Origin of the sequence: Lachnoclostridium sp. An131 (assembly GCF_002160825.1) — a bacterium.
GTDB lineage: Bacteria > Bacillota > Clostridia > Lachnospirales > Lachnospiraceae > Laedolimicola.
In genome coordinates this window covers 1-16,299 of the sequence record NZ_NFLI01000007.1, presented here as the reverse complement: position 1 = coordinate 16,299, position 16,299 = coordinate 1, and the positions used below count along the sequence as shown (strand labels likewise).

General features: G+C 52.1%; 15 protein-coding genes, 1 tRNA gene and 1 pseudogene. 2 read left to right on the top strand and 15 right to left on the bottom strand.

Annotated features, from left to right (window positions below; genetic code table 11):
* Nucleotides 1-3 precede the first annotated feature (3 nt).
* The 7 genes from B5E77_RS06925 to B5E77_RS06895 all read right to left on the bottom strand — a co-directional run bounded on the left by B5E77_RS06925 (nucleotide 4) and on the right by B5E77_RS06895 (nucleotide 8,057).
* Nucleotides 4-798: an HAD family hydrolase gene (locus B5E77_RS06925; RefSeq protein ID WP_087164638.1), complete on the bottom strand. Its 795-nt coding sequence runs from the start codon at nucleotides 796-798 to the stop codon at nucleotides 4-6.
* Nucleotides 799-844: 46 nt separating this feature from the next.
* Entirely contained in the window at nucleotides 845-2,791 is a 1,947-nt protein-coding gene (gene ligA, locus B5E77_RS06920) for an NAD-dependent DNA ligase LigA (protein ID WP_087164772.1), read from the bottom strand.
* Between the two features lie 17 nt (nucleotides 2,792-2,808).
* On the bottom strand, nucleotides 2,809-3,570 hold the full coding sequence (locus tag B5E77_RS06915; RefSeq protein WP_330394635.1) for a pseudouridine synthase: 762 nt from the start codon (nucleotides 3,568-3,570) through the stop codon (nucleotides 2,809-2,811).
* Nucleotides 3,571-3,756: 186 nt separating this feature from the next.
* Complete coding sequence (gene gdhA, locus B5E77_RS06910; RefSeq protein WP_087164636.1) at nucleotides 3,757-5,091, bottom strand: NADP-specific glutamate dehydrogenase; 1,335 nt, start codon at nucleotides 5,089-5,091, stop codon at nucleotides 3,757-3,759.
* Nucleotides 5,092-5,312: 221 nt separating this feature from the next.
* Complete coding sequence (locus B5E77_RS06905; protein ID WP_087164635.1) at nucleotides 5,313-5,753, bottom strand: hypothetical protein; 441 nt, start codon at nucleotides 5,751-5,753, stop codon at nucleotides 5,313-5,315.
* 151 nt (nucleotides 5,754-5,904) lie between these two features.
* A complete protein-coding gene (locus tag B5E77_RS06900; RefSeq protein WP_087164634.1) occupies nucleotides 5,905-6,999 on the bottom strand; it encodes an SH3 domain-containing protein in 1,095 nt (364 codons plus the stop codon).
* Between the two features lie 167 nt (nucleotides 7,000-7,166).
* On the bottom strand, nucleotides 7,167-8,057 hold the full coding sequence (locus B5E77_RS06895; RefSeq protein WP_087164633.1) for a DUF5688 family protein: 891 nt from the start codon (nucleotides 8,055-8,057) through the stop codon (nucleotides 7,167-7,169).
* Between the two features lie 295 nt (nucleotides 8,058-8,352).
* On the opposite strand from B5E77_RS06895, the gene B5E77_RS06890 reads away from it, so the two are divergent.
* Nucleotides 8,353-8,425: transfer RNA gene (locus B5E77_RS06890), tRNA-Arg, on the top strand.
* Between the two features lie 400 nt (nucleotides 8,426-8,825).
* On the opposite strand, the gene efp is transcribed toward B5E77_RS06890, so the two are convergent.
* The 5 genes and pseudogenes from efp to nrdR all read right to left on the bottom strand — a co-directional run bounded on the left by efp (nucleotide 8,826) and on the right by nrdR (nucleotide 12,679).
* Nucleotides 8,826-9,383, bottom strand: coding sequence for an elongation factor P (gene efp, locus B5E77_RS06885; protein ID WP_087164632.1), 558 nt, complete (start codon nucleotides 9,381-9,383; stop codon nucleotides 8,826-8,828).
* A gap of 220 nt (nucleotides 9,384-9,603) precedes the next feature.
* Nucleotides 9,604-10,713: a M24 family metallopeptidase gene (locus tag B5E77_RS06880; RefSeq protein WP_087164771.1), complete on the bottom strand. Its 1,110-nt coding sequence runs from the start codon at nucleotides 10,711-10,713 to the stop codon at nucleotides 9,604-9,606.
* A 108-nt stretch (nucleotides 10,714-10,821) separates the two neighbouring features.
* The gene (locus B5E77_RS17625) at nucleotides 10,822-11,349 is read right to left on the bottom strand and encodes a YqeG family HAD IIIA-type phosphatase (RefSeq protein ID WP_242963667.1); all 528 of its coding nucleotides are present in this window, start codon (nucleotides 11,347-11,349) and stop codon (nucleotides 10,822-10,824) included.
* A 9-nt stretch (nucleotides 11,350-11,358) separates the two neighbouring features.
* Nucleotides 11,359-12,210: pseudogene (locus tag B5E77_RS17620) on the bottom strand (DMT family transporter); the annotation flags it as partial.
* Nucleotides 12,211-12,226: 16 nt separating this feature from the next.
* Nucleotides 12,227-12,679 carry a transcriptional regulator NrdR gene (gene nrdR, locus B5E77_RS06870; RefSeq protein ID WP_087164631.1) on the bottom strand — a complete coding sequence of 151 codons (453 nt, stop codon included), beginning with the start codon at nucleotides 12,677-12,679 and terminating at the stop codon, nucleotides 12,227-12,229.
* Nucleotides 12,680-12,833: 154 nt separating this feature from the next.
* Between nrdR and B5E77_RS06865 the strand changes: the two genes are divergently transcribed.
* Nucleotides 12,834-13,082 carry a YlmC/YmxH family sporulation protein gene (locus B5E77_RS06865; RefSeq protein ID WP_087164630.1) on the top strand — a complete coding sequence of 83 codons (249 nt, stop codon included), beginning with the start codon at nucleotides 12,834-12,836 and terminating at the stop codon, nucleotides 13,080-13,082.
* Nucleotides 13,083-13,122: 40 nt separating this feature from the next.
* On the opposite strand, the gene B5E77_RS06860 is transcribed toward B5E77_RS06865, so the two are convergent.
* The 3 genes from B5E77_RS06860 to B5E77_RS06850 all read right to left on the bottom strand — a co-directional run bounded on the left by B5E77_RS06860 (nucleotide 13,123) and on the right by B5E77_RS06850 (nucleotide 15,957).
* A complete protein-coding gene (locus B5E77_RS06860; RefSeq protein ID WP_087164629.1) occupies nucleotides 13,123-14,883 on the bottom strand; it encodes a M56 family metallopeptidase in 1,761 nt (586 codons plus the stop codon).
* Nucleotides 14,880-15,260, bottom strand: a complete 381-nt coding sequence (locus tag B5E77_RS06855; RefSeq protein WP_087164628.1) for a BlaI/MecI/CopY family transcriptional regulator — start codon at nucleotides 15,258-15,260, stop codon at nucleotides 14,880-14,882. The genes B5E77_RS06860 and B5E77_RS06855 overlap by 4 nt, the downstream gene beginning before the upstream one ends.
* A gap of 181 nt (nucleotides 15,261-15,441) precedes the next feature.
* Nucleotides 15,442-15,957, bottom strand: coding sequence for a CarD family transcriptional regulator (locus B5E77_RS06850; RefSeq protein WP_087164627.1), 516 nt, complete (start codon nucleotides 15,955-15,957; stop codon nucleotides 15,442-15,444).
* Nucleotides 15,958-16,299: the final 342 nt, after the last annotated feature.

Below are 16,299 nucleotides of genomic sequence, written 5' to 3'. Positions count from 1 at the left end.
TCGTCAGATCAGTCCGTACCTCTCAAGCGCCCGGGCCACGCCATCCTCCCAGATGCCCTCCGTACTGTACCGGGCAGTCCGCAGAACGCTTTCCTCAGCATTGCCCACCGCTGTTCCGTACTGTACATATTGTAACATTTCCAGGTCGTTTGGTCCATCCCCAAATGCATAAGTATTGTCAAGAGGAATGTCAAGCTCTTCCAGAAGAATACGGATGCCGTCCGCCTTTGACACTCCCTTTGGCATCATTTCGACATAAGGCATGCGCTCATATCTCGCAAGCTCAAAGGCTCTCTCAAGCTCCGGCACCAGCTTTTCAAAAGCCGCCATATCCGAAATCTTCACAGTCAGCTTGCAGGCCCGGTCCGTCAGGGGATCGATCTCCTTCAGACGTTCCGGATATTCCTTTCTCAGCCTGTCTACAATAGAAAATTTCTGAAAGACATCACTGTCCATCCGGCAGCTTAAGTATTCCGGCCCTTCCAGCACGACACAGCAGCCGCTCTTCTCCAGGCGCGGCACCTCCTGCATCAGCACCTCATTGGAGAGCAGCAGGTTTCTCAAAACACGCCCCTCGTATTCAATATAGGTTCCTGCGCCGCAGATCATGCCGGGAAAGTCCAGATCCAGCACCTCCGGAAACATGGAGGCCTTTGGCCTCCCCGTACACAGAATTGGAATATGACCGTTTTTTTTAAGCGTTTTTAAAGCTTCTCTGGTACTTTCCGGCGTTCCCCTTCCCGCCTCGTAAATGGTTCCGTCCACGTCAAAAAACACTATCTTCTGTTCCGTATTCATAATTTCAAAAAACTCCTCATTGATAACCTGCGTCCTGCATTTTTCATTACAGCTTTAAAAACTCTTCCTCGGAAATCACCGGAATGCCAAGCTCTCTGGCCTTCTTATTCTTTGACGAGGCAGAAGCCGTATCGTTGTTGATCAGATAATCCGTCTTTCCCGTCACGCTGCCCGTCACCTTGCCTCCCCGGCGCTCTATCAGCTCTTTTAACTCCGCCCGGTTTGTAAAATGATTCAGGCTTCCTGTCACGACGAACACCTTACCCTTCAGGTCCTGAACCCCGGCCGTCTCTTCCTTTTCCAGCTCAAGCTCCGAAAGAAGCCGGAAAAATCTTTCTCTTCTCTCCTCATCCGCAAAATACCCCGTAAAGCTGGACGCAATCACGGCACCCACGCCGTCGATAGCCGCCAGCTCTTCCTCGTCTGCCGCAAGCAGCTTTTCCACATCGTCGTCAAACTGACGGCAGATAAGCTTCGCGCCGGCAAGGCCGATATTGGGAATTCCCAGACTGTAAACCACCTTTGCCAGCGTCGTCTTTCTTGCCCGCTCGATGCTTGCGCTCAGGTTCTCAAAGGACTTTTCGCCAAGTCCCTCCATCTCCACAATCTCTTCCCGGAAGCGTGCCAGCCGGAAAATATCCGCAAACTCATGGATAAAGCCCCGGGCAATGAATTTCTCTAGCGTCGCCTCAGAAAGGCCCTCGATGTTCAGGGCATCCCGGCTCACAAAGAGGGTAAAAGACTTGATTTTCTTCGCCTGACAGTCCGGATTGGTACAGTACAGCGATTCCACATCATTGACCTTGCGAATCTCTGTGGCTCCCCCACAGACCGGACATTCCTTCGGGATATCCCGCACACCGCTGCGCGTCTTGTTTTCCGCAATCTGCGGGATGATCATGTTGGCTTTGTAGACCTCGATGGTGTCTCCGATTCCCAGCTCCAGCCCGCGCATAATGCTGATGTTGTGGACAGACGCACGGCTCACCGTGGTTCCCTCCAGCTCCACCGGCTCAAAGATAGCCACCGGATTGATAAGCCCCGTCCGGGACGGGCTCCACTCAATCTCCTTCAGCGTCGTCTCCCGGATTTCATCCGCCCATTTAAAGGCCATGGAATCCCGCGGGAACTTGGCCGTCTGCCCCAGAGACCGTCCATAGGCAATATCGTCGTAAAGAGCTACCAGGCCGTCAGACGGGTATTCATTTTTCTCAATGCGGGACGCGAACCACTGGACAGTCTCTTCCAGATTGTCCGCCGTCACCACCTTATATTCCACCACCTCGAAGCCCTGGGCCTTCAGCCACAGGAACTCCTTTTCGTGGGAATTTTCAAAATCCACGCCTTCCGCCCGCACCAGAGAAAACGCAAAGAAATGTACGCTTCTCTTTGCCGTGATCTCATTGTTCAGCTGGCGTACAGAGCCGCTGCACAGGTTGCGCGGATTCTTGTATCTGGCATCCGCCTCGGGAATCTCCCCGTTGATCCGTTCAAACTCCTTATACCCGATTACGGCCTCTCCGCGCAGCACCAGCTCGCCCTGAAAGGGAATCCGTAAGGGAATGTTGCGGAATACGCGGGCGTTGTTCGTGATGACCTCGCCCACCTCGCCGTTTCCTCTTGTGACCGCCTTATAAAGCTCCCCGTTCTGATAGGTCAGCACAATCGTAAGGCCGTCCATCTTCCAGGAAAGAAGCGTCCGGTGAGGGCCGACCCAGTCTTTAAGCGCCTCCACGTCCTTCGTCTTATCCAGAGACAGCATGGGCCGCTCGTGCCGTTCCTTGGGAAGCTCGCTTAAGACCTCATAGCCCACGTGGGCCGTAGGGCTCCCCGCAAGCGTCGTCCCTGTCTCTTTTTCCAGACTTACCAGCTCATCATAGAGGGCATCGTATTCATAATTGCTCATAATCTCGTCGGCTTCCTGATAGTAGGCCCGTCCGGCCCGGTTCAGAAGGTCCACGAGTTCTTTCATTCTTTTTTTCTTTTCTTCCATATTCATATTATGATCCTTCATTTTTTCCCAATCGCAGGCTGCTCCCGGGAATCCCGGATAAGCTCCAGAAGCTCCGCCATCTCCCTTTCCGTCACCTTGCGCCAGGTTCCGGGCTTCATGCCCTTCAGTTCAATATTCAGCACCCGCACCCGCTTCAGGTTCACCACCTGGTAGCCCAGGGCTTCGCACATTCTTCGGATCTGCCGGTTCAGCCCCTGGGTAAGCACGATGCGGAAGCTGGATTTTCCAAGCTTCTCCACCTGGCAGGGCCTTGTGACCGTATCCAGCAGCACCTCCCCCTTTTCCACCTTGCGGATACGCACGCCTTTTTTCATCCGCTCCAGGAATCCATCCGTCACCGGCTTATTTACCGTGACCAGATATTCCTTTTCATGGTGGTTGGAGGCGCGCATCATCCGGTTGACCAGACTTCCGTCGTTGGTCATCAGAATCAGGCCTTCCGAATCCTTGTCAAGCCTTCCGATGGGATAAATCCTGGCCGGATATCCCACATAATCCACAATATTGCGCTTTTCCCTGCGGTCTGTCGTACAGATCACACCGGGCGGCTTGTACACGGCCAGAAGCACACGCTCCTCTCTTGACCCGCCGATCACCTTTTTCCCTACCTGGATCTCCTGATCCGGGCGGACTCTCATTCCCATTACGGCAGGCTGGCCGTCCACCAGCACCTTGCCCGCCTCTATCAGTCTGTCCGCTTCCCGGCGCGAGCATACGCCGGCTTCACTTAAGTATTTATTCAGACGAATTTCTTCCACGTTCGCAATCCCTTCCTTTGTTTTCTTGTCCCGCAGAACTATTATAGAGGATTCCGAATGGGGACGCAAGGAAAAAGCAGAAAACAAAAAACTCTCTTCCGGCAGCCAGGAGGGATTCATGGCCTGAATGCCAGAAGAGAGTTTCCGTCAGTATGATTTCTGTTTTATCGTATTATGATCCTCTGATTAGCAGATGCCCTGTGCAAGCATTGCGTCTACAACCTTCTCGAAGCCTGCGATGTTCGCGCCTACCACGTAGTTCTTCTCATAGCCGTAGCGCTCTGCAGCGTCAGCCATATTGTGGCAGATATTGATCATAATGCCCTGAAGCTTTGCGTCTACCTCTTCGAAGGTCCAGCTCAGACGCTCGCTGTTCTGGGACATTTCCAGAGCGGAGGTTGCCACGCCGCCGGCATTTGCCGCCTTGCCCGGTGCAAACAGAATGCCGTGCTGCTGCAGGTACTCAGTGGCCTCCAGAGTGGTCGGCATGTTTGCGCCCTCTGCAACTGCAATGCAGCCGTTCTCTACCAGCTGCTTTGCGTCCTCCAGAAGCAGCTCATTCTGGGTCGCGCAGGGAAGACCAAGGTCTACCTTTACGCTCCATACACCGCGTCCCTCATGGTACTCGGAGTTCGGACGGTAGTTCTTGTACTCGGTCAGACGCGCTCTCTTCACCTCTTTGATCTCCTTGAGGGCAGCTACGTCGATGCCTTCCGGATCGTATACCCATCCGTTGGAGTCGCTGCAGGTCACTACCTTAACGCCAAGCTGCTGCGCCTTCTCGATTGCGTAAATAGCTACGTTTCCGGAACCGGACACTGCAGCCGTCTTGCCTGCGATGTCGATGCCGTTCATCTTCAGCATCTCCTGTGTCAGGTAGAGAAGACCGTAGCCTGTAGCCTCTGTTCTTGCAAGAGATCCGCCGTAGGACAGTCCCTTTCCGGTCAGCACGCCCTCATAGCGCCCTGTCAGTCTCTTGTACTGGCCATACATATAGCCAATCTCTCTTGCGCCCGTTCCGATATCGCCGGCCGGCACGTCTGTATTCTCTCCGATATGCCGGTACAGCTCTGTCATGAAGCTCTGGCAGAATGCCATGATCTCTCTGTCAGATTTGCCCTTCGGGTCAAAGTCAGAACCTCCCTTGCCGCCGCCGATGGGAAGTCCGGTCAGAGAATTCTTGAAAATCTGCTCGAAGCCCAGGAATTTGATGATACCCAGGTTTACGGACGGATGAAGACGAAGGCCTCCCTTGTACGGTCCGATGGCGCTGTTGAACTGTACACGGTATCCGGTATTTACATGTGCCTGTCCCTTATCATCTACCCACGGAACACGGAATTTGATCTGGCGTTCCGGCTCAACCAGACGCTCCAGAAGCGCTTCCTTGCGGAACTTCTCCTCATTAGCGTCCACGACCGGACGTAAGGACTCCAGAACCTCTTTTACTGCCTGATGAAACTCCGGCTCGCTGGGATTCTTTGCTACTACTGACTCGATTACCTCATCAACGTATGACATGTTTTGTTTCCTCCTCTACCCTTTGCTTTCTGTATTTTCGAATAACATACAAAAAAAGCGTACAAAAATCACGGAAGCGCGCCACTTATATCCCGCGCTCCTTGTTTTGACGCCTTTGTCATTGGCTATTATGGCACGGCTGACATAAATTTGCAAGTATTTTTTTCTAAAATTTGAAAATATTTTTCCTTTATATCCGGATTACAGCGATTTTTTTCGTTTCAGCCCTGCAGGTAGCTCTTCAGGCGCTCAATATTCTTTTCCTCGAAGTCCATAATTTCCTCCGCCAGCTCACAGTACTCTTTCTTGGCTCCCTTGTTTGCCTTAACGGCCTTCATCAGGTCTGTGATTCCTTTGGCATTTCCCTGAATCATCAGATCCGCCAGGTGCTCCGTACTCGTATTCAGAAGCGTATTCGCCTGGATGGAGGTCCAGCGCATGGCCTTTCCCACCGGCGAAGCCTGCTCCGGCCTTCTGCTGCCCTCCCGGATCTTATCTGTCACCTTATCCTCCAGCGTCAGAAAACGCACAGCCTGCCGGTTCAGATCCAGTGCGAGATCCTCGTCGTACACCTTGCTAATCACCGTGTTGATTGCCTCCAGTCCGGCTTTTGTATTTCTGTAGGCTTCATTTAGTACAGCTAAATCTGCGGTTGTAAGCATAAATAAAAACCCTCCTGCCATTGATCCGTCTTTTTTAAACAGTCATAGCATATGGAGATTTTCTTGTTTTATACAAAAAACACCGGCGCGCAGAACCTTTCCACTTCCACGCGCCGGCATATGCCGAGTCCTTCTGTTTATCTTCCGGACCTTACTCCAGATACTGTGTCATGCAGTAGCACTCAGTCCCATTATAATTAATCTTGCTCCATCCATCGTCATAGCTCTCGATCTGCGTAACGCTTTCGCCCTGGTAAGCTGTCCCCAGGTATTCTGCCTCTGTGCTGGGCTCTGCGCGCAGTCTGACGCTCTCTGTGAAACGAGTCTCTCTGTTCTGGGCAGTCGCTGCGGCTTCCTCTGCAGGCGCTTCCTCCACAGGCTCCTCCGTAGTCTCTTCCGCAGGCGCCTCTTCTTCAGGTGTTTCTGTCGTCTCTTCTGCAGGCGCCTCCTCTGTGGTTTCTTCCGCAGCTTCCTCTGTCTCAGATCCGCCCTCTGCTATCCGCAGGTAACGTGCCTCCTGCTCTGCAAGATTTGCATCAGCCGCCTTTGCTTCCTCGTACTTCACCCTTACCTCTTCCCGCAGGGCAAGCACATCATCCTCTTCCGCCATGGCCGCCACGTACTCGTTCAGCTCGTCGCTGGCCTCTCCATTGAAGATGACGAGATTTCCCTCATCATTCGTATATACATACAGCGCGGAAAGTCCCGGAGCCGGCGTGTCAATCTGCACAAACTTCAGTTCATAGTAAGCAAACACCAGATAGGAGCCTTCCTCCAGTCCCTTCTTCGTATAGCAGGAAATATTCTGATATCCTTCCACCAGATCGCTGGAGCGCAGAATCTTGTTCTGCTCCTCCTCTGTCGTCGTATCCTCTACCGTTGCCAGCCCTTCCATATCTCCGGCTGCCATATAATTGTAATAATTCTGAATCAGCTCGTTTACCTCCGGGTAGGCATCCTGTTCCAGAGGATTGACATTCTCCGTGGCCTCTGCTTCTGCAGCCCCTGCCGCAGACACCACGGCGCCCTGCTGCTCTTCTCCTGTATTCTGCGATGCATCTGCTGCCGCCGGCGACGCGCTTTCGCCATTTGCAGACGCTCCCCCGCCTGCCAGGCTGGCGCCGGCAAAGACAACCAGGCAAAACGCCACACAGCCCACTGCCACCTGCCGCTTATACTTCACAATCCAGTCACCGACTTTATCTTTACTCAATTTTTCCTTCAGATTATCTACAGAAAATTTCATACATGCCTCCTGCGCACTTCTATCTCAATACTTCACAACATAATCGCTTAATAAATGTAACATTTTCGTAACAAAACGATTGTAGCAAACTTGCAGGAAAAAGGCAACCTTAAATTGTGACAATTTTGTGAACATTTTTTAACAGGCATTTTCTTATTGTCTTAGTATTAACACGCTATCAGGGTGAGTTTCCCGGAAACAGGAGAATATAGATAGATATTATCAGAAAGTATCTCAGTATCCCGGACCTGCGTTCGATTGATGTCTCGGACCATAGCGGTAAGCTCCTGCTCGTCACTGACTGCCGAAGCCGGAACCATAATTACCTCATGAATACTGCTGGGAAGCATATAAAACTCTCCCCCTATTCTGTCTGCGCAGGATTCCAGAACGCCTTCATAAAGAATGCAGGCTGCTCCCAGAGATTTCTGAGAATTGGTCAACACATACATCGGTACTCCCACCTCCTCTGGTTCTTCCAGGCCGCCTGAAAGCTCACGTATCACATCCGCCATGCTGGAGAGGCGGGCCGGCAGCAGCTTCACCGCATTGGCTTTCGCGTCCCGGTACAGGTCCGAGCATCCGGCCTTCCAAAGCTTCAGATGACTGTTGTGAATCAAAACCGTGGCATTCCCCACCGGTGTATCCTCCAGAAGACAGTAAAATACAATCGCCAGATCGAGAAACGGCAGATGCGGGATTTTCTTCAAAAGCTCCCTGTTCTTTTCTGCGTTTATCAGCTTATAGACTACGGTATGCTGCAGCCTGCTGTAGTCCGAAAAGAAGTCTGCATTGAATTTTTCTTCAAAATCCGTGTTGCTGCAGCACTCTATAATCTGATCGCAGATCCCCTTCAGAGACCGTCCGTCCAGGTATTCCCTGTAATAGGCATCCATATAAATCGTCGGCGCCACCTTCTGCCCCTGTCTTCGAATAGAAAGCCCGTCCAAAATTACTCCGTTATTTTTCTCCAGCGGGAGCATCTCCAGCTTCGTCCCGCTGGGCAGCGACTCCCTCAAAAAGTCTGTGACCGATCCTACAAATTCCTGATAATTCATGCACTCATCCTTTCTTTCTTCTGATTTTATGATTCTTCAACTGGGATCTCTGCAGCGAAATGCCGCGTGAAATTAGAAGATATTTCCATTATATCTGACAAGACTTATTTTTGCAAGTGTTTTTTACATCTTTTTACATTTTACATTTTCACTGTGGGTTCCAGATATTTCCGCAGAAAAGATTGTAGAAGAGATTCCTGTAGAAGAGAATTGACACAGAAGGATTGACACAGAAGAGAATTTTATGCTTGCACAATTTCGCTTTTTGTTGTAGAATATCTCAAGTAGCCGTTATGCATCTGTAGCTCAGTGGATAGAGCACTGGCCTCCGACGCCAGGTGCCGCTAGTTCGAATCTAGTCAGATGCAGACCTGTAAAGAGGCCCCCGGATTCAGCTTTGCATTTGCTGAATCCGGGGGCCTCTTTCGCATTTCATGCACGATTTCTCCAATCTCCTGATATCTTTTCCGCTCTTATCCAAGACTGCTTTTTCTGTTCTTTTCCCGATACTCTTTTGACGCCTTCCATATCAGATAATCAAAAACGGCTGCGGTTACTGCCATAAGGATACCTGTTCACATATCTCCCCACTTCTGCACCTTCTCCTTCTTTCTTCCTCTGTCAGTGCACAGAAAGCCGGCACTGACAAAAAAGACTGCCGCACTCAGCCAGCGGTATTCCATGCTACCGTCAAGCTGGTGAAGCAGTCTTTTCCATACTCTTATGTCATTCTCACAACGCCCTGTCTGATAACCCTGTCAACCCGTCTTATACTCTGGACAGATATTCTCCTGTACGGGTATCAATCTTGATCTTGTCGCCCTGGTCTACGAACAGCGGAACATAAACCACAGCCCCTGTCTCTACAGTCGCCGGCTTGGTCGCTCCGGTAGCCGTATCGCCCTTGAAGCCAGGCTCCGTGTCGGTAATCTCCAGCTCTACAAAGAGAGGCGGCTCAACTGCAAATACGTTTCCGTTGTAGGAGCATACCTTTACCATCTCGTTCTCTTTTACGAACTTCAGGGAATCTCCGATATCCTCTGCGTTCAGCGCGATCTGGTCGTAGTTCTCCGTATTCATGAAATGGAACAGATCTCCGTCAGAATACAGGTACTGCATCTCTACGCGGTCGATTCTCGCCTGCGGGAATTTTTCGGTGGGACGGAAGGTCTTCTCCACCACGCCTCCGTTGATGATATTTTTAAGCTTTGTTCTTACGAAAGCTGCGCCCTTGCCCGGCTTTACATGCTGGAACTCCAGAATCTGATATACGTTTCCCTCAATTTCAAGCGTAACGCCGTTTCTAAAATCTCCTGCTGAAATCATTCTTAACTCTTCCTCCTACTGTCTTAAGCGCAGCTCTTTTCACCTCTGCGCATGGAATTTTAATCTGTAACTGTCATAATCAGCAGTTACCTGAATTTATTCTATAATAAAACTACTGCTTTTTCAAGCCTTTTCTAAGCCAAAGCATTTCCCGGGTTCTCTCACTGCCGCTTTCTCTTTGCCGCAGCCTTACCCGCTCCCATCTGGAATCTCTTCTGCCCTACAGCTCGAGCAGCTCCTTCGGCGACGAAGTCAGGTTCCGGATGCCTGCTTCTGTCAGCACAACCATATCCTCGATCCGCACACCCCCGAAGCCCGGAATATAGATGCCGGGCTCTACCGTCTCAATCATCCCGGGACACAGCACCGTCTCATCCCGCATGGACAAAGCCGGCCTCTCATGAATTTCCAGGCCCACCGAATGGCCCAGCCCATGGCCGAAATATTCTCCGTATCCCGCCTTTTCAATCACCTCTCTGGCAAGCCGGTCGCCTTCCGCCCCGGTTATGCCTGGGCGAAGGCCCGCAAGGGCCGCTGCCTGCGCCTCAAGGACGACTCTGTAAACCTCCTTCTGGCGTTCGCTGGCCTTCCCAATGACGACTGTCCGCGTCATATCAGAACAATAGCCCTTGTATCTGCAGCCAAAATCCATGGTCACAAGGTCTCCTGTCTCCAACGGCTTTTCTGTAGGCACCGCATGAGGCATCGCAGAATGGTATCCGGAAGCCACGATAGTATCAAAGCTGGTGCCTTCTGCTCCCAGGCTTTTCATAAAATACTCCAGCTTTGCCGCAATCTCAAGCTCCGTGACGCCGGGCTTCAGCTCCTTTAAGATACGGGAGAAGGCCTTGTCCCCAATCCGCTCCGCTTCCTCCATTCTCCGGATTTCCTCTTCGCTCTTGACCGCCCGCAGCAGGGAAAGCGCGCCCTCCAGCGGCCTCCAGCCCTCCGGCAAAAGCCCCGCTCCCTCCTGGAGCTCTCTCACAGTCCCATACAGCATCGCGTCTTCTTCAAACCCAAGCCTTCCGACTCCGTCCTCTCTGACCAGCCGCGCCAGAAGCGCCCCGTAGCCTATGCCTTTTCCAATCGTCTGTACCTCGCAGCCCTCTCCTTCCTCCTCCGCCTGAAGCGTATAACGGCTGTCCGTCAGAATTACACTGCGCTCCGCCGACGCGTAGAGATAGCTCTCCGTCCCCACAAAGCCGCTCAAATACCGGATATTGGCCGGGCGCGCTACAAGCACCGCGTCGAGCCTCTGCTCTTCGAGAAGTGCTTTTATTTTTTCCTGCCCTGCGCTCTGTCCAGCGCACTGCCCACTCTTCTGCCCCATCGCTAATCCCATCCTTTCCTGATACAGGCTTATTTCTCTTGTCAAATAGGGAAACCCTAAATTAACAAGGATATACACACTTCCAGCGGCTCCTGCACATCCACGGAGCTATCTTCCCTGTTCCCTCAGATAGAAAAACAATACAACTTTTTCCAGATACCGTTTCAGTACAATCTGAATCTCCTCCTTTGGATCCATCGGCTTTACGAGAATCGAATAGAGGCCGCTCCGATTGGCGCCCCATACATCCGTAAAAAGCTGATCCCCTACAAAGAGCGTATTGGAAAGATCGGTCCCCATCCGCTTCATTCCTTCCTGATAGCCCTTCCGGGACGGCTTGTCTGCCTTATATACATACGGGGTCTTCATGGCCTCCGCAAAGGGCGTCACCCGGGGCTCCTTGTTGTTGGAAATCAGGCAGGTCGCAAAGCCCATGGCATGAAGCCGCCCAAAAAGCTCCACGCTCTGCTGCGTGGCAGGGGCGTCATGGGGCACCAGCGTATTGTCGATATCGAAGAGGATTCCCCGGTATCCCTTCCGGTATAACTCCTCAAAATCGATTTCATAAGTGGAATTTCTATATTCCTTTGGATAAAAGGCGCCAAGAAGCGGACCTCTGCCTCTATACTCCGACACAATGATTCCTCCTACGATAAGCACCGCTCCGGCAAAGCCTGCCCCAGTGATCTTTTCATCCAGCACAATGGCAGCCGCCACCATGGTGACAAAGGGATTCAGATAGATATAATTATTTGTATTCACAAGCCCGATGCGCTGAATCGCCTTGTTCCATGCCACATAACACAGGGCGCTCCCTAGAATTCCCAAAAACAGCAGACAGAACAGATTTTCTCCCTTCGCAAGGGGTTCAAGAGGCGGCAGACCCTTTCCCCATACTGCAAAGGGGGCCGTCACAATCACGGCGTAAAACGCCATCCTTCTGGTCAGGAACAGGCTGTCATACCGGCCCACATATTTCTTCAGAAGCACAGAATAGATTCCCCATGACAGCGCTGCCAGAATGGAGAGCGCGTCTCCCAGAGGATTCAGCTTTAAGACATAGGTCCCATTGAACACCACGAGAACGACGCCTGCAATCGCAATCACAAATCCAGCCCAGATTTGCCTCGTCAGCTTCTCGTCCTTTGTAAAAATATGCGCGAGCACTGCCGTAAAAATCGGAGCAGCCGCTAGAATAATGCTGACATTGGACGCCAGCGTGTAGGTAAGAGCCGTATTTTCAAAAAAATAATACAGAGACACGCCGGACAGGGAAAGGGCAAAAATCCCCGCCTCCCCCTTCAGGCCCGCAGGCCTTTCAATCCGCCGCGTCAGCAGGAGGAGAACCACCCAGGCAAGAAAGAAGCGCATCAGCATAATCTGAAGCGCGTCATAATCCCGGAGAAGAGTCTTTGTCGCCACAAAGGTCGTTCCCCAGATAGTAATAGTAATCAGGGCAAGCAGATGACCTGCCACCCTGTCGTTTTTCACCGTCATCTCTTCGCGTTCCCCTTTACTTGTCCAGCATCTTTTTCAGCTCGCTTAAGAATGTGTTCACATCCTTAAACTCCCTGTACACGGACGCAAAGCGGACATAAGCTACCGAATCCAGCCCTTTCAGCTTATCCATGACCATCTCTCCGATATCGCTGCTCGGGATCTCCCGCTCCTCCCGGTTGAAAATCTCGCTCTCAATGGTATCAATCATCGCGTTGATATCCTTCAGCGGTACCGGCCTCTTATGGCAGGCGCGGAGAACGCCGTCCTCGATCTTGCTGCGGTCGTAGGGCTCCCGGTTGTTGTCCTTCTTTATCACAATCACGGGAATGGTTTCTATCTTCTCATAGGTCGTAAATCTTTTTCCGCAGGCGTCACAGAGGCGGCGCCGCCGAATGGAGCAATTGTCGTCCGCCGGCCGGGAATCGATAACCCGTGTATTTTCCTGGCTGCAAAATGGGCACTTCATAACATACCTCCCGTGTTTCTCTTACGCATTTTGCGGGCCGTCTGCGTCGGCCCGCCGATAGAAGTAGTATAGTACAGGTTCCTCTTTTCTGTCAATTAAATTTCTTTTCCCGGAAGCCCCTGCATAAGATATAAAAACACATTGGGAGATCCTTATGACATTCTGTGAACTGCGCGAAAAGGATGTGATCAATATCCGCGACTGCCGGAGAATGGGCCATGTATGCGATCTGATCTTTGACCCGAAAAACGGCTGTATCCTGGCTCTCGTCACCTCTTCCAGCGAGAAAATCTGGGGAATTCTCGGCAAGGACAGCGAATGTGAGATTCCCTGGTGCAAAATCAAGCAGATTGGGCCTGACATCATCCTGGTAGACCTGGATCACGACAAGCATCCAAAGTAAGCCGGATCCTCTCCAGTATGAGCCCGCCCGCAGCCTCTTTTTACATCAGCTCCGGAAGCCAAACGTCACTTCCCTGGGAAAGCCCTGGCTGTATCATCCGTACCTCAATCTCCCCGTCCTGGAATCGATAGGTTACCAGGGCCTTTCCCTCCTCCTCCATCTGCGTCTGCGCTTCTCCTCCTTCCAGATGAAGCGTCCATTCCAGCGCAGCCTCTGGCGTATAGTAATGCTCTTCATAATATTCCGGATCCTGGCCCGCGAGATCCCGCAGCACCAGTTCCTCTGCAAAGCTGTGATCCTCAAAGGAGCTGCTCATATAATCGGGTGTCCAGTCCTCATATGCCTCCTGAAATGCTTCGCAGGAGCTGATTTCAAAAAATTCTCTTCTTTCCCATCCCGTGATCTGCCAGGAGTCTCCCTCCGGCTCCAGCGTGATATTGTCCTTCCACACCCACCAGATCATATCGCTCGTCAGGCCAGGATAGGTGATCTCCGCCTCTGCGGGCATGCCCTCAGAGAGCTTTATCACCGGCGTCCCAGCCAGAAACGGGCTGGACCAGCCCATCGAGAGAACAGGCTTCCCGTCTTCATCTACGGCTGCTGTACGTTCAATCCCAAGCTCATCTGCCCTGGCCTGGAGCTCCGGCGACAGGCTTTCATAGACATATTCCGCATTCCTGTTTCCGGCTGCCGCGGCCCACAGCTGTACAAAGGCTGCCAGCCTGTCCTCCTCTGTAAGATCCTCTGCGTCCCCTGCCAGCCATATGCTGGTGGGCCCGTCTGCTCCACCGATCATAGATACCGCTTCCTGTCCGGATGGATTGGAAAGGCAGAACCAGATTCCCACGATCACCAGAATCAGGGCTGCCGCTGCCGCAATCCTCCCTTTCTTTTTGTATTTGAGAATATTTCGGATTCTGGCCTTCACAGAGCTCTCTCCGAAAGCCAGGGGACCGCCCGCCGGAAATCCCGCAGGAGCCGCCAGAGACAAAAGAGCCTCCCCATAGCTCTCCCTCTGGCCTTCTCCCACATCATCCAGAACCTGCTCGTCGCAGCTCATCTCCATATCCCGCGTCAGCAGCGCAAGGGCAAACCAGAGCAGCGGATTAAACCAGTGGACTGCGGCGGCCACCCAGGCCAGAAGCTTCAGCTGGTGATCATGACGGCGGAGGTGGACCCTTTCATGCCGGATCACAAAATCACGCTCCTTAGCCGAAAGGCCTGTAGGAAGATAAATCCGCGGACGGAAAAAGCCAAGCACAAAGGCTGTGGAAATCTGATCGGTCTCATAAATCCCTTCCTCTGCCCTCACAGCCAATGAGACCTTTCTTCCAAGCCGCAGGCGGGAGACCAGTCCCCAGCCAAGAAGCAGCAGTACTCCCGCCGCCCAGACAGCCGTCAGAACTGCCGGAAGCAGATGACCCGCTGACGCAAGCGCCGCGGCCTGGCCTGCTTCCGCCCCTGTCTGCGCTGCAGCCGACGTTGCAAGCTCCGCCGATTCTCCCGCCTGGGACAAGGCCCCCTCCAGCCCCAAAGCAGAGGACAGCCATGCAGCCTGAGCAGGCGCAAGCGCAGCTGTAAGCTGCCCGCCCTCCGTCCTCATAAAAGAAAACAGGCGGAATACGCTGAAAGGGGACGAGTAAGAAAAGGGGCAGACGGCCCGGATAAAAACTGCAAGCCACAAAAGGTAGAGGTATTTTTTCGATACAGGACGTAAAAACAGGCGCAAAAGCAAGACTGCTAAAACCGTGATAGACGCAGCCAGGCTCAGATCAAAAAGCAGTGACACCCATTCTCTCATTTTCCTTCCTCCTCTCCCCGTCTCCGGCTGGCATCTATCAGCTGCTTCAGCTCCTCCGCCTCCTCTTCACTCAGCCTTTTCTCATCCAGAAATGCAGCCACAAACCGCGGAAGCGAACGATCGAACCACTTATCCACCACCGCCTGGCTTTCGTAGCGCTGTACATCCTCCCGCTTCACCAGAGAAACAACGATCGAATTTTCATTTTTCAAAATTCTTCTCTCACAGAGCTTGCGAAGCACCGTATAGGTTGTAGATTTCTTCCAGCCAAGCCGTGGAAGGCAGGCTTTGTACAGCTCTGTAGAGCTCAAAGGCTCCAGCTCCCATACAATCTCCATCAGACGGTATTCTGCGTCATAAAGCTTCAGTTCCTCCATAGTTTCTTCCTTTCTCCATGCAGACGGTCTATTGCAATAAATCGGTTTATCTAAATAAACCTTATCACAGACGGCCAGCTCTGTCAATCAAAAACACAAGCGTTTTTCTGCATGCTTTTCCTGAGCATACTAAAAACCGGAAAATCAGTTTCCTGATCCTCCGGTCCTCTCCGCTCTCCTGTCAGTCAGCCGCCGTCCCGCTGCCGGCCCGGCTCCCGATATATTCTCTCATATTCTCCTTCGGAACCCCAAGCGCGATGGAAAGCTCCTCATAAAGCTGCTCCTCCGCCGCATGGAAATACCGCTCATCTATCGTTGTCGCCTTTTTCCCCTGGGCTATCCGCTCCTGCCCGCGCAGATAGGAGGTCTTGATGATCCGTATCCACTGTCTTGGATCGCCGCTGCGGATAGCTTCCTTATATCTTTTTTCCCGTTCCTTATCATTTTTCTCCAGCAGCGCCTCGATTCCCGAAATTCCTTCTACCAGAGCGGACGCCTCTTCCTCAGACATCACAGCGCGCATGGCCGTCTTATCGCTATCCACCGGAGTAAAGACCGTGCTTCCCTTCTGAAAGCAGGGACGTAGCACATAGTACAGCCTGCCCTCTGCCGTTCCCTTCATATCCAGCTCCGTAATCTCCTCTACCTGACATACCCCCTTCGTGCCGTAGACCACATAGTCTCCTTTTTCAAACATGAATCGTCCTCCTTTCTTCCATTCTTGTTCTATCTTTATTGTTCCCATAATCTGCACGCGCAGACATTTCACATGCATGACTGCGTAAAAAAACCGTACGCCTGCAAAGCGAAACGGTTTTTAGCTGCCTCTCACCTGCGGCCGGCAAAGCTGCCTGCTTCCTGCCGCCTGTACTTTTATAATAACAGAAAATTCTAATGATTTCTAACTGTTTTTCGTCTGCTTTTCTTTTTGTTACTGTCAAGTAATCGTTGGCAACTTTCTTGATTTATCTTTCCTATAAAATAGCATGTTTTCCCAGGTTTAATATCCAGCCATGTACAACAATCGTTTTCTCTCTCC

What these genes read in the sequence shown, in the direction of transcription:
- B5E77_RS06925 (WP_087164638.1), bottom strand. Translation starts at nt 798, where the DNA reads ATGAATACGGAACAGAAGATAGTGTTTTTTGACGTGGACGGAACCATT.
- ligA (WP_087164772.1), bottom strand. Translation starts at nt 2,791, where the DNA reads ATGGAAGAAAAGAAAAAAAGAATGAAAGAACTCGTGGACCTTCTGAAC.
- gdhA (WP_087164636.1), bottom strand. Translation starts at nt 5,091, where the DNA reads ATGTCATACGTTGATGAGGTAATCGAGTCAGTAGTAGCAAAGAATCCC.
- B5E77_RS06905 (WP_087164635.1), bottom strand. Translation starts at nt 5,753, where the DNA reads ATGCTTACAACCGCAGATTTAGCTGTACTAAATGAAGCCTACAGAAAT.
- B5E77_RS06900 (WP_087164634.1), bottom strand. Translation starts at nt 6,999, where the DNA reads ATGAAATTTTCTGTAGATAATCTGAAGGAAAAATTGAGTAAAGATAAA.
- B5E77_RS06895 (WP_087164633.1), bottom strand. Translation starts at nt 8,057, where the DNA reads ATGAATTATCAGGAATTTGTAGGATCGGTCACAGACTTTTTGAGGGAG.
- efp (WP_087164632.1), bottom strand. Translation starts at nt 9,383, where the DNA reads ATGATTTCAGCAGGAGATTTTAGAAACGGCGTTACGCTTGAAATTGAG.
- B5E77_RS06880 (WP_087164771.1), bottom strand. Translation starts at nt 10,713, where the DNA reads ATGGGGCAGAAGAGTGGGCAGTGCGCTGGACAGAGCGCAGGGCAGGAA.
- nrdR (WP_087164631.1), bottom strand. Translation starts at nt 12,679, where the DNA reads ATGAAGTGCCCATTTTGCAGCCAGGAAAATACACGGGTTATCGATTCC.
- B5E77_RS06865 (WP_087164630.1), top strand. Translation starts at nt 12,834, where the DNA reads ATGACATTCTGTGAACTGCGCGAAAAGGATGTGATCAATATCCGCGAC.
- B5E77_RS06860 (WP_087164629.1), bottom strand. Translation starts at nt 14,883, where the DNA reads ATGAGAGAATGGGTGTCACTGCTTTTTGATCTGAGCCTGGCTGCGTCT.
- B5E77_RS06855 (WP_087164628.1), bottom strand. Translation starts at nt 15,260, where the DNA reads ATGGAGGAACTGAAGCTTTATGACGCAGAATACCGTCTGATGGAGATT.
- B5E77_RS06850 (WP_087164627.1), bottom strand. Translation starts at nt 15,957, where the DNA reads ATGTTTGAAAAAGGAGACTATGTGGTCTACGGCACGAAGGGGGTATGT.